Genomic DNA, 11,635 nt, shown 5'->3' on the forward strand with positions numbered 1-11,635 from the left:
CACAACCCATGACACGCATCCTCTTGCTCGTTGTACTCGCGCTCGGCTGCAACACGGCCGCGATGGCGCAGCTGTGTCAGCTGCAATTGGTCGGCCCAATGTGCAGGCCCTGCGGTGGCTCGGGACAGGCCCACGTCAGATCCGGCGGACTCTGCACGGCCTGCACGTCGAACTGCCCACCCATCGTGCCGATTGCGCCGGATGGCCATGCGTCATCGCAGGCCAGTCCGCTCGAACGCACTTGCACACCCATCGTCGACCACGACGCGGCGCGACGCGCACAGTTCTACAAACTCAACGCATCGGCCGACGAACTGTCGCGCCTGGCGGCGGTGTCCCCTTCTGCTGCGCTGGCACTGAACGCGTTCGCTCGCTTTGGCGAGGTTATTCCGGCAGTCGATATGCGCTCCGGCAGCCTGTTCGCACCCGGCATACCGACCGGTGACGAGGCCAACGCAATCATCGCGCGCAGTTCGGACGAAGACGCGGAGCTGGCGGCTTCCGCGAAAGGGCTGGCACTGAAGGTGGAATACGCGACGCAAGTCGTTGCGGATGGCAGGGCCATTCTGACGATCACGCCCTGGGCAATCGACGCGGCGGGCCGATCAGAGCACCGGGCGGACGCAGCTGTCGCCGTCGACCTCGCGCTGCTGGACGGCAGAACCGCCGTCGTCGATGCCGTAGGTCGCGAAGCACCGGTTTATCGCATGACCGGCTACCGGATCCTCGACTGAGGGCCGCTTCCGGTGACGCCGCTTACGGCGTCACCGGACATTGCCCAGGCCTGCAACGAGCCACCGTCCCGCCGCGCCGGCCGAGGCCAGCGGACAGCGCCGCACTCGACGCTTAGGCCGCACACCGACGGCGCTGCCACCGCCAGTGGACCCGTCACCGCGCTGGCCGTGACCGCAGCGGCGTTTCCCTGCTACAAATGCGCATCGCTCACGCCTGTTGTGCGTGACCACCCCGCACGCTCCCTACGGGAATGCGAGCGAGCCGGCACAGAAACACCCAAGCAATGACAGGAGGCGACACCGCATGACCCCTGACCCGATTGCCCGCTGGCATCGCATTGTCAACGAGCGCGATGTCGCCGGACTCGATGCGTTGCTGGCCGACGACGCAGTATTCCATTCGCCGGTGGTGTACACGCCGCAGGTCGGCAAGCCGGTCACCCGGGCCTACCTCGCCGCTGCGCTCGCCGTGTTCGGCAACGACACGTTTCGCTATCGGCGCGAACTGCACGGCGACCACGACGCCGTGCTGGAGTTCGAACTCGAACTCGACGGCATCGTCATCAATGGCGTTGACATGATCCGCTGGAATGCCGAGGGGCGCATCACGGAGTTCAAGGTGATGCTGCGCCCGCTCAAGGCCGTCACGCTGATTCACGAGAAAATGGCGGCCATGCTGCAGGCGACACGGCGTTGAAGCGTTGCGCAGGAAACGTCGCGCCTGACCCGCCTGCCTCGTCTCGACACGCCCCACCTAGCCCAGAACCCGCCCGCGATTCCAGAAACCGACTGCCTGGCTGCGACCGCAAGACGCCGCACAGCATCCTGACTGGAAACCTCGCGAGTATCGTGCTTATGAGCTGTCGTTTTCTGCCTGGAATCCTGCTGTCCCTGCTGCTGTTGCCCAGCGCTGCCGTCGCGTCGGACACGACAGCAGCAGCGACGACGCGCGTGATCGTGCTCGGCGTCGATCACTCGACGCAGCTGGTCGCGCGCGGCGACCAGCCCGCCGCGCTGGAAGCCTTTCTCGATCGCGCCAAGCCCGACGCGATCTGCGTGGAGCGCACGCCGGAGGCGTTTGCGCGCAACGACTTCTACGAATTCACTTACGAAGTGCAGAGTGTCGTGCTGCCCTATGCGCGGCGCACCGGTATCGAACTGTGCCCGGTCGACTGGGAACCGCCCCGCGACGATCAGTTGCTGGGCTTCGGTATCGATCTGGAGGCGATACCGGAAGCGCGTCCGGCGCAGGGGTTCCACCAGTTCCTGTCGTTTCCGCAGAGCGCGACGCTGCAACGCGGCCTGCTGCACGCGGAGAATCCCGACAACGTCGCCAAGGTGACGCAATGGGCGGCGCAGCCTGCCGCAAAATCGGCCGACGATCTGCCGCGACGCCTCTATCTCTACCGGACTTTCATGCAGGCCAAGCGCCTGGTGCAGGCGGCCAAGGCGCGCCCCGGCGGCACGGTCGTACTCGTCGTCGGCGAATTCCACAAACGCGATATCGAGGCGATTCTCGCCAGCGACCCGGCGATCGTGCTTGTACCGCCCTCTGCCATCGGCGAACCCAGCGCGGATGAGGTGCGCAGGCATCAGCGGCGCGAATACCGGCTCGCCGTCGCCACGTTCAACCTGCTCGGCGTGCAGGCAAAAACCGGCACTGTGGATTTCGCCTGGCTGCGCGAAGAGATCACGCAGCTGCAAAAGGAAAACGACACGCCGGAAGTGCAGCTGCTGGCAACCCGCCTCGATCTCCTCGAAGGCCGCATCGATGCGCGGCAGGCCATTGCGCGCTACGAGCGCATCGCTCGCGTGGACGGCGACCCGCCATTCACCTGGAACGGCGTCAAGGACCGCGCGCGCGTCGACTCGTATTTCGATCCCTTCGGCAATCTCGACGTGCGCCGGCGCGCACTGGTCGAGTCGGCGCGCGAATGGTACCGCTCGGGCAAACCCGCCAAGGGCGATGCGCTGCTGGCGCCCGTCGTCGACGGCCTGACGGCGCGCCAGCGCGCACAGGTGGAGACTTACTGGCGGCGCGAGTTCGCGACCTGATGCAGCAAAAGCCACGTGTCATTGCCGGCTGCACCGCCCGGTCGCACAGGCACGCGCCCTCGGCAGCGACATCACAGCGCGAAAGACCAACTTCTCCTCAATTCCTCCACGCCGCGTGCAATCTGGCACGTCATCCTGCGTGCATGCCACCAGGCAATGCCGCGCAGTAGCGCGAGGAGAAGCACATGCAGCACCGCCATCTGGTTTTCATGCTGATGAATGCGATAGCCCTATCGAACGCGATGGGCCAGGAAGCGGAACGCGGCGGACGGCGGCCGCCCCCGCCCGCGGAAATGGCACGCCAGCTTGGCCTCGATGCCGCGCAGGCGGCGCAGTTCGTGCAGATCATGGAAGATCAACGCGAAAAACACCGTGCGCTGCGGGCACAGGCCGATGCCGACCATGCCGTGATGCGGCAGACCATGGACGCATTGCACGAGGAGACCCGCGCGCGCCTGCGCAGCGTGTTGAATGCCGACCAGCTGGCACGGTTCGAGCAGTTGCGGCCCGCACCACCGGGACCGCCGCCGCACGAACGCGAACGCCACGGCGCGTCACCGGACCAGCGCTGAAACCGCGCTGGCCATTCCACCACCGCGTCCACGCCGCCGCCCTGGGCGACGCAGATCGCGCAACCGTGGCGCAAGGTCAGGCCGTTTCGTCGAATTTGTATCCGATGCCATAAATCGACTGGATCGGATCATAGCCACCGGCGGCGTCGGCAATCTTGCGGCGCAGGTTCTTCACGTGGCTGTCGATGGTGCGGTCGCTGACCACGCGATGGTCGATATAGATCGCATCCAGCAACTGGTTGCGCGAGTGCACGCGGCCGGGATGCGCGATCAGCACCTGCAGCAGGCGGAACTCCACCGGCGTCAGCGGCAGCCGCGCGCCGCGCACGCGCGCCTCGAAGCGCTCGGGCTGCAGTTCGATTTCAGGCTTGGGCGCAACGCCGCCTTGCCACAGGTGTGCACGCCGCAGCTGCGCGCGGACACGGGCAACGACTTCGCGCGGGCTGAACGGCTTGCACACGTAGTCGTCGGCGCCGAGCTCCAGCCCCAGCAGGCGGTCGATCTCTTCGATCCGCGCCGTCAGCATGATCACCGGAATGGTCGAGAACGCGCGCAGTTCGCGGCAGACGCTGAATCCGTCGAGGCCGGGTAGCATCAGATCGAGCACCACCAGGTCGGGCGTGTTCTGCCGAATCCACGCGATCGCGGCATCGCCGCGCTCCAGGTGATCGACGCTGAATCCGTCGGCGACCAGATAGTCGCGCAGCAGCGCCGCGAGCTTGGGTTCGTCCTCGACGATCAGGATGCGCGCGCTGCTCATGCACAGGCCCTGCCGCTGGGTAGTTCCACGCTGATGCGCAATCCGCCCAGCGGCGACGGCGCGGCAACGATGCTGCCCGCATGCGCCGCTACGATACTTTTACAGATTGCCAGGCCCAGCCCGGCGCCGCCGCTGCTGCGGCTACGCGAGGTATCGCTGCGGAACAGCCGCTCGAACAGGTGCGGCAGATCGGCCTCGGCGACGCCCGGCGGCGTGTCGTCGACATGGATCAGCCAGGATGCCCGCAGGCGCTGGGCCTGCACGCGCACGCAGCCACCCGCATCGCTGTAGCGCGCGGCGTTGGCGAGCAGGTTGTCCCAGAGCTGCGACAGCCGCTGCGCGTCGCCTTCGATCGGCATCGCCTCGTCCGGCAGGTGCAGTTGCAGGTCCAGGCCGCGTTCGCGCAACAGCGCGGCATGGCCCGCCGCCGCGTCACGCAGCAGTTCGCCGAGGTCGAGCGGCTCAAGCCGATACGCCAGCGCGCCGACATCGGCCAGCGCCAGTTGATACAGGTCGTCGATCAGCGCGCCGAGGCGCTCGGTCTCCACGCGCAAGGAGGCAATCGCCGCCGGCGTATACGGGCGTATGCCGTCTTCCAGCGCGTGGATCTCGCCACGCAATATGGCCAGCGGCGTGCGCAGTTCGTGCGAGATATCGGCAATCCATTGCCGGCGTGCCTGACTCGCCTGGTCCAGTGCCAGCGCCAGGCGATTGAAATCGTGCGCGAGTGCGCCGATCTCGCCGTCGCCGGCCGCCACGCGCGCCGTGAAGTCGCCGGCGGCGAGTCGCCGCGCACCGTCGGTTACGTGCTGCAACGGGCGCAGCAGGCGTGCGCCGAGCGCGACCGACGCCAGCAGCGCGAGCACCAGCGCCACGCCGCCGGCAGCGGCGGCAATGCCGGTCTGGTGCCGCACGAAGGCGACATCCTCCTCGCCGCGCAGGCGCGGCAGCGGCGTCAGCTTGAGATGGCCGACGACACGTCCGTCGACATCGATCGGCACGTCGAAATCGGCGTGTTCGAGCACGCCGCCACCGCCCACGTGCGCGCCCTGGAGATCGAGCAGGATCAGGCGCGCCGGCAGATCCATGCCACCCGGGCGACGCGGTGGCGGGCGCTCCGCGGGCGGCGGTGGGCGGGCCGGGCGACGCGGCGGGAAATCGTCTTGTGGCGCAAGCCGTTCCGGCGCACGCGGCGGCGGATCGTCCGCCCGTGGTGGTGGTGGTTGTTCTTCGCCGGCCGGCGGGCCATCACCGCCCGGTGCAATGCCTTCGCGTTCCAGGCCGGCGCCGACCAGCGCCAGCCAGACGCGGGGACGCTGCCGCAGCGATTCCCAGTTGCCGACATCGCGGTAGTGCCGTGCAAGTACGCCCGCGACCGCGGTCGCGCGTTGCCGGTCCAGGGCATTCAGGTAGTCGACCAGGCCGCGGCGGAACGCCTGCTGCTGCACCAGCAGCACGCCCGCCAGCGCCGCGACGACAAGAAGGGCGTTGAGCAGGAACAGTTGATGCCAGAGTCGTAGGCGCACGCCGGCACAGTAGCGGCAGATACCGCAGCGCGAAACCCGGCCGGCCCGAATTCCGCGATTTCTTCACGATTGCGCAGGCCCCGGCAATCTCCACAGTGTCTGCGCATTCCCTTCTATTTCGCAGCCCAGTGTGCGCAGCGGACGAATCGGGCGGAGTAAAGACATGGGGATGCGCACGAAATACGGACTGGTGTTGCTGGCGCTGGCGGCGGGTACGGCGATGGCACAGAACCGGGTTGTCGCCTGGGAAAGCGCGCAGGTCCACCCGCTGGAACTGACGCCCGACGGCAGCCGCCTGCTCGCGGTCAACACGGCCGACCAGCGCCTGGAGGTATTCAGCGTGGCTGCCGCCGACGGAAGCCTCACCCCGTTGGCGTCGATCCCCGTCGGCATCGAGCCGGTCAGCGTGCGGGCGCGCGGCAATGCCGAGGCCTGGGTGGTCAACGCCCTGTCGGACAACATCAGCGTGGTCGACCTGGCGAGCCTGCGCGTGACCCGCACCCTCGATGTGGGCGATGAACCCGGCGATGTGGTTTTCGCCGGTAATCCACAACGCGCCTTTGTCAGCATCGCCGAAGCGAACCAGCTCAAGCGCTACGACCCGGCCGACCCCGGCGCCGCGCCGGCCGTGGTGGCCTTGCAGGGACGCCGCCCGCGTGCGCTGGCGCTGGCGCCGGACGGCAGCCAGGTCTATGTCGCGTTCTTCGAATCCGGCAATGCCAGCAGCATCGTGGATATTCCCACCGTGTCCAATCCGGCCGGGCCTTACGCCGGCCAGAACCCGCCGCCGAACAGCGGTACTGCCTTCGATCCACCACCACTCGGCGCCAATGGCACGGCGCCGCGCGTCGCCCAGGTCGTGCGCCGCAACGGGGCCGGCCAGTGGCTGGACGGCAACAACCGCAACTGGTCGAACCTGGTCGGCTGGAACGTGCTCGACCACGACATTGCCATCATCGCGACGAACACCCTCGCCGTGAGCTATGCCGACCGCCTGATGACGACCGTCATGGCGCTAGGCGTGAAACCCGACGGCCGCGTTGCCGCCGTCGGCACCGAGGCGCTCAACCAGATGCGCTTCGAACCCAAGGTACAAAGCATTTTCCTGCGCGTGCAGATCGGCTCGTTCGATCCGGCAAACCTGGCGCTGACCCAGGTCGCCGATCTCAACCCGCACCTGGACTACAGCCTGCGCAGCGTGCCACAGAACGTGCGCGAACAGTCGCTCGGCGACCCGCGCGGCATCGTCTGGCACCCGGCCGACGGGCGCGCCTTCGTCTCCGGCATGGGCTCGAACAACGTCATCGTGACCGATGCCTCGGGCGCGCGCACGGCGCGCATCGAGGTTGGCCAGGGCCCGACCGGCCTCGCCGTGAACGCCAGCGGTTCGCGCCTGTACGTGCTCAATCGCTTCGACGCGACCATCTCGCGCATCGACACGGCCGCGCAGGCCGAACTCGGCCGCACTGCCTTCTTCGACCCCACACCCGAGGCCATCAAGCAGGGCCGGCCGCTGCTGTACGACACGCACAGCAACAGCGGCCTGGGCCAGATCGCCTGCGCCAGTTGCCACGTCGACGCAAAAACCGATTTCCTCGCCTGGGACCTGGGCAATCCGCAGGGAACGCTGCAGGCCGTCACCCTGCCCTGCCTGCCGGGACAGAGCTGCGGCACCTGGCATCCGATGAAGGGGCCGATGCTGACCCAGAGCCTGCAAGGCATCGTCAACGCCGGTGCCATGCACTGGCGCGGCGACCGGCAAAACGTATCCGCGTTTGCGCCCGCGTTCGTCGGCCTGCAAGGGCGCGACAGCGAGCCCAGTGCTGCCGACATGAGCAAGCTGCAGAATTTCCTCGCCCTCGTCGCCTATCCGCCGAACCCCAATCACGCCGCGGACGGCAGCCTGCCGGCCAGCCTCGCCGTCACCGGCGGCAGCGGCAACCCTGCCAACGGCAGGAACATTTTCCAGAACCAGCCTACCCTCGGCGGCGGCCCCTGCACGGTCTGCCATGCGTTGCCGCTGGGCACGCGGAATATTGTCGATAATCCACAATTGCCTTTGGCACCGCAGCCGATGAAACCGGTGCAGCTGCGGGGGCTGTGGGACAAGCTCGGCTGGTCCAAGACCAGCCAGGCCAATCTGCGCGGCTTCGGTTTCAACAGCGATTCCGAGTTCGACTCGCTCGGCGCGTTGTTGCAGGTCGGCTTCAACTTCGGCCCGCCGGCAACGGCAGCCCAGGCACGCCGCGACGTCGAGGCATTCCTGCTGACGTTCGATACCGAAACGTTCGCCACGGTCGGCCGGCAGATCGCGTTCAACGGCGCGAACAACGCCGATGCCACGCTGATCGCGCGCCTGAATGTCTATCTCGCCCAGGCCGACGCCGGCTCGGTCGGGCTGGTGGCGCACCGTGCGACCCGCGGCTACGTGTATGCGACCCAGGCCGTGATGCTGAGCGACCGCGAGAACGCGCCGACAACACCGACTGCGCTGCGCACAACAGCCACCGCCGCCGAGCCCGTGACCTTCACCGTAGTGCCCAGCGGCGCGCAGTACCGCATGGGCGTGGATCGCGACGGCGACAGCTACTTCGATGGCGACGAACGCGACCACGCGGCGCGGCCCGACGATGCCAATTCGACACCCGGCGGCTTGTGCCGCGCCGACTTCAACGCCGATCAGCTGCTCGACGCGAACGATCTCGCCGCCTTCACCGCGGCGTACAACGCGAACAATGTGCGCGCCAACTACGATCATTCCCTGTCGGCAAACGGACTGCCGACGATCACGTCTGCCGATCTGGCGAACTACCAGGGCGACTACACCGCAGGCTGCCCGTTTATCGACAGCGTGTTCGTCAGCACCTTCGAGTAGGCCCGGCTACGCCCGCAGATTCGAACGAATCAGCTCGGCAGTTTCAACAAGTTGCCTGGCAGAAACCCGAACCCGCTCCCGGCGCTGCGCATCTGCGCTGGGATCGTGCGATGTACCCCGCTGACGACCGGCGCCCTCGAACGTGGCGAGTTGCGGCGGGCCTATGCCCCAATCGCTGCCTTTTTGCCGGGGCACTACGTGGAAATGGAAGTGTGGCGTTTCCTGACCACTGAAGACGCCATTGTTCTGAAACGTCAGTATCCCGAGGGGTTGGTAAGTCTCGACGAGCGCCTCGGCGACTCTCTGAGCCGAGACCAAAATGGCGCCGCATTCCTCGGCAGAAAGATCGAGCAGCGTCGCGACATGCCGGCGCGTGATGACGCAGCACTGGCCAACTTCGAATTGCCACGGATTGATCACGGTGAGCGTATGTTCGCTTTGGTCGATGATGGCCCACCGTTCTTCGCGACCTGCCATCCCTTCGCACAGGTTGCAGGGGTCTCTCAGGGGAAGTTCGATCAATTGCCTTCTCCGATTCGGCCGGCGGGTCGATGCAACAGCTGACGGGGTCAGGCAACCTTCCAGCAGCCGCCGATCAGACGTTTCCGATGGGCGCACCAGCGTTCGCCTCTGCGATTCGGCCTGACGTGCAATGACACTTCGCGCATGGCCCGCCTACCTCGTGTCGACTTGCCCTGCATGCCCCGGCACATCGTACAGCGCGGCAACAGCCGACTCGCAAGGCTAGGCAGGCAACTCGGGCGCCAAGCTGATCTTCGGCGGCGCTTGCTACTGCTTTTCGCAGGCGGCCTTCCAGGCTTCGAGCATTTTCTTGCAGTCGGCGGCCGACTCTCCCGTACCGCAAGCTGGCGGGACTATGCAGCTCCATGGCGAAGAAGGCTTTGGCCACTCGGATACATACTTGTAGGAATCCAGAAAATCGGCATTCGGCTGCTTGATAACCGGCGGTAGCGCCAGGTCAACGGCATCGGCACGCAGTGTAGTGGCGGCGGCAATGAACACCACGATAAGTGCCGCATGGCTTGCAAACCTGAGTGCGCTCATTTTCCTTCCTCCTTCTTCAACCCCAGCCGGCCTGTGGCAAACGCGTAGAGATCAATGTCGGTCCAGGCGGGTTGTCCTTCGCGTCCGAAATACACTTCGCTGCGAATGCTCCCGACCACCTGAGGAATGAAATAGGAAAACTCCACGGTGTCCTGACCACCGGGCTCTATCGTTCGCTCCGTGGAAACGATTCGTTGGGCCGCTATCGGCCAGTCTCCCGTAGCCCCGGCTATGGGCGGACTCGTTCCGGCATCCAGCGCGTCGAGAACCATCCGCTCTGCCGGCTCAAGCACCTGTATTCGCGAATGCATTTTTGTCAGACGTATGGCAACCGACCCCTCGTTCTTCAGTTTCACCCGCACCAGCAAGAGATTGTTCGACGCATTCAGCGGAACGTGCGTGATCGACTGTTCCATCGCCAGTCGTGAAGCCCGCCACGAACCCTGCGCAACGAACCAGAAACCGCCCGCGACCAGCGCCACTATCGTTACGGCCGACTGGACAACTTCGAGCGTTGTTTTCTGCGATTCGAGCCACTGCGGCCACCGCCAACGCGTTTTTGCTGGGGCCGCCGGAGTGGCCGGCGCCGGCGGAGGGTTCGCTGCATCAGGCGGAGTCGGCTGCGGCGAGTTCATAGCGTCCCTGGGAGTTTTGGCGTCGGGTGTCCGACTTCGGGTAACGGCATTCGCCTGTCGATCATGGATCAGGCAAGGTGCGTTCGGTGCACCGGTATCTGTGTTGCTCCGCTGCGAAACCTCTCACTCGTCCGGGCAGGTGTCGTCGCCCTTCCGCCGCAATCTCACACCCCACTGAGGGCCATCCCCCCGTTCTTGCGCTAGGGTTAACCAACACGCCGCCAGGGGGCACGGCGTGGGTGATCCGCGGCCGGAAGGCTGGCGGCGTCGCGCGTGATGGGCGCCCCCACCTCGACCCGTTGTCATCCGCAGGAGTACGACCGTGACCTTCGTCATCACACAGAACCAGACTGGCCCGCTGCCGCTGAAAATTCCGTTCACCGCGCCGATCAGCGGCGACGTGACCATCGCCTTCTCCGGCACCTGCTGGAGCAGCACCGTCAACAACCCGGGTGGCGTGGAGGTCTTTCTCGACGGCAAGTCCCTCGGCAAAGCCCTGCTGTTCTTCAACAACACCACCCAGCACCAGGCGCTGCCGACGCAGTTCTTCGCGGTCAACCTGGGCGAAGGCCAGCACACCATCACGCTGCAGGCCATTTCGTCGACCGTCCTGTCCGACAGGAACGATTTCTTCTCCCTGTGGATCGTCGATTGATCCACGGTGCCGGGTTCGCCCGCCGGCTCGCGCCGTTCGGCTGGCCCCGTCTTCCTATCGCCCACGGCCGGAGCAGCCCGCCTGCGCCATCCCGCGCAAACGGCATTCCGCCAGAGATCGCCCCGCGACCGGGCGCACCACCGTGGCTTTGCGGTCCCTCCACAGGAGCATTTCCGTGACGTATCCCATCGCGCAGAACCAGGGCGGCGTTCTGCCGCTGACATTCCCCTTCAACCTGCCGGTCAGCGGCGACCTGACCCTCGGCTTCTCCGGCAGCTGCTCGGCCAGCCTCCCCGGCGCCATCTGCGGCGTTGGCGTGTTCCTCGATGACAAGCACCTCGGCGACGTACCACTGTGTTTCAACAATGTCCGCCAGCACCTGGCGCTGCCCACCTTCTTCTTCCCCATCAACCTCGATTTCGGCGCGCACACCATCACGCTGCACAGAATCACCGACACCACGATCACCGATCAGACCGACGCCTTCTCGTTGTGGATCATCGACTGACACGGTAGGCCGTACGGCGCGTGACCCCAGTCGGTGGCGGGTTCGATGCGAACCTGCCCCGACAGGCCGAACCCCAAGGCAGCGAAGACGCCTCGACCACGCCACGCCCTGCCCCATCTTCTGTCGCCGCCCTGTGTGGAAAAGGCATCAATTGTTGCTAGTCTTCGGAAGGCCCAGCGATTCGCCTGCTGCGTCGCACAACGCAGCCCCATGAGAGGTCGCGCGCCGTGGCAGCAGATGTCGGGAAGCC

The 11,635-nt window shown here is 66.3% G+C and carries 12 protein-coding genes; 7 read left to right on the plus strand and 5 right to left on the minus strand.

Annotation, left to right across the window (positions count from 1 at the left end; genetic code table 11):
* Positions 1 to 8 precede the first annotated feature (8 nt).
* The 4 genes from DFR29_RS27225 (at position 9) to DFR29_RS27240 (ending at position 3,361) form a co-directional block, all read left to right on the plus strand.
* Complete coding sequence (locus DFR29_RS27225; RefSeq protein ID WP_133821799.1) at positions 9 to 734, plus strand: hypothetical protein; 726 nt, start codon at positions 9 to 11, stop codon at positions 732 to 734.
* A 304-nt stretch (positions 735 to 1,038) separates the two neighbouring features.
* Complete coding sequence (locus DFR29_RS27230; protein WP_133821800.1) at positions 1,039 to 1,431, plus strand: nuclear transport factor 2 family protein; 393 nt, start codon at positions 1,039 to 1,041, stop codon at positions 1,429 to 1,431.
* A gap of 158 nt (positions 1,432 to 1,589) precedes the next feature.
* Positions 1,590 to 2,789: a hypothetical protein gene (locus DFR29_RS27235; RefSeq protein ID WP_133821801.1), complete on the plus strand. Its 1,200-nt coding sequence runs from the start codon at positions 1,590 to 1,592 to the stop codon at positions 2,787 to 2,789.
* A gap of 185 nt (positions 2,790 to 2,974) precedes the next feature.
* A complete protein-coding gene (locus DFR29_RS27240) occupies positions 2,975 to 3,361 on the plus strand; it encodes a hypothetical protein (protein ID WP_133821802.1) in 387 nt (128 codons plus the stop codon).
* A gap of 76 nt (positions 3,362 to 3,437) precedes the next feature.
* Here the strand turns inward: DFR29_RS27240 and DFR29_RS27245 are convergent, their stop codons facing one another.
* Together DFR29_RS27245 and DFR29_RS27250 are read right to left on the minus strand one after the other, a co-directional pair.
* A complete protein-coding gene (locus DFR29_RS27245) occupies positions 3,438 to 4,121 on the minus strand; it encodes a response regulator (RefSeq protein WP_133821803.1) in 684 nt (227 codons plus the stop codon).
* On the minus strand, positions 4,118 to 5,647 hold the full coding sequence (locus DFR29_RS27250; RefSeq protein WP_133821804.1) for an ATP-binding protein: 1,530 nt from the start codon (positions 5,645 to 5,647) through the stop codon (positions 4,118 to 4,120). Before DFR29_RS27250 ends, DFR29_RS27245 begins: the two co-directional genes overlap by 4 nt.
* Before the next feature lie 163 nt (positions 5,648 to 5,810).
* Between DFR29_RS27250 and DFR29_RS27255 the strand changes: the two genes are divergently transcribed.
* Entirely contained in the window at positions 5,811 to 8,522 is a 2,712-nt protein-coding gene (locus DFR29_RS27255; protein ID WP_133821805.1) for a YncE family protein, read from the plus strand.
* Between the two features lie 6 nt (positions 8,523 to 8,528).
* Here DFR29_RS27255 and DFR29_RS27260 read toward each other — a convergent pair whose 3' ends face one another.
* The 3 genes from DFR29_RS27260 to DFR29_RS27270 form a co-directional block, all read right to left on the minus strand.
* Complete coding sequence (locus tag DFR29_RS27260) at positions 8,529 to 9,044, minus strand: HIT family protein (RefSeq protein ID WP_208113753.1); 516 nt, start codon at positions 9,042 to 9,044, stop codon at positions 8,529 to 8,531.
* A gap of 267 nt (positions 9,045 to 9,311) precedes the next feature.
* On the minus strand, positions 9,312 to 9,587 hold the full coding sequence (locus DFR29_RS27265) for a hypothetical protein (RefSeq protein WP_133821806.1): 276 nt from the start codon (positions 9,585 to 9,587) through the stop codon (positions 9,312 to 9,314).
* Positions 9,584 to 10,222 (minus strand): hypothetical protein, encoded by a 639-nt coding sequence (locus tag DFR29_RS27270; protein ID WP_133821807.1) that lies wholly within the window; start codon positions 10,220 to 10,222, stop codon positions 9,584 to 9,586. Before DFR29_RS27270 ends, DFR29_RS27265 begins: the two co-directional genes overlap by 4 nt.
* A gap of 322 nt (positions 10,223 to 10,544) precedes the next feature.
* Between DFR29_RS27270 and DFR29_RS27275 the strand changes: the two genes are divergently transcribed.
* Together DFR29_RS27275 and DFR29_RS27280 are read left to right on the plus strand one after the other, a co-directional pair.
* The gene (locus DFR29_RS27275) at positions 10,545 to 10,877 is read left to right on the plus strand and encodes a hypothetical protein (protein WP_133821808.1); all 333 of its coding nucleotides are present in this window, start codon (positions 10,545 to 10,547) and stop codon (positions 10,875 to 10,877) included.
* Between the two features lie 175 nt (positions 10,878 to 11,052).
* The gene (locus DFR29_RS27280; RefSeq protein ID WP_133821809.1) at positions 11,053 to 11,385 is read left to right on the plus strand and encodes a hypothetical protein; all 333 of its coding nucleotides are present in this window, start codon (positions 11,053 to 11,055) and stop codon (positions 11,383 to 11,385) included.
* The last annotated feature ends 250 nt before the right edge of the window (positions 11,386 to 11,635 follow it).

The organism is Tahibacter aquaticus (assembly GCF_004363655.1).
Lineage (GTDB): Bacteria > Pseudomonadota > Gammaproteobacteria > Xanthomonadales > Rhodanobacteraceae > Tahibacter > Tahibacter aquaticus.

Coding starts and splice junctions, on each gene's coding strand:
- DFR29_RS27230 (WP_133821800.1), top strand. CDS start 1,039: ATGACCCCTGACCCGATTGCCCGCTGGCATCGCATTGTCAACGAGCGC.
- DFR29_RS27245 (WP_133821803.1), bottom strand. CDS start 4,121: ATGAGCAGCGCGCGCATCCTGATCGTCGAGGACGAACCCAAGCTCGCG.
- DFR29_RS27225 (WP_133821799.1), top strand. CDS start 9: ATGACACGCATCCTCTTGCTCGTTGTACTCGCGCTCGGCTGCAACACG.
- DFR29_RS27270 (WP_133821807.1), bottom strand. CDS start 10,222: ATGAACTCGCCGCAGCCGACTCCGCCTGATGCAGCGAACCCTCCGCCG.
- DFR29_RS27265 (WP_133821806.1), bottom strand. CDS start 9,587: ATGAGCGCACTCAGGTTTGCAAGCCATGCGGCACTTATCGTGGTGTTC.
- DFR29_RS27240 (WP_133821802.1), top strand. CDS start 2,975: ATGCAGCACCGCCATCTGGTTTTCATGCTGATGAATGCGATAGCCCTA.
- DFR29_RS27255 (WP_133821805.1), top strand. CDS start 5,811: ATGGGGATGCGCACGAAATACGGACTGGTGTTGCTGGCGCTGGCGGCG.
- DFR29_RS27235 (WP_133821801.1), top strand. CDS start 1,590: ATGAGCTGTCGTTTTCTGCCTGGAATCCTGCTGTCCCTGCTGCTGTTG.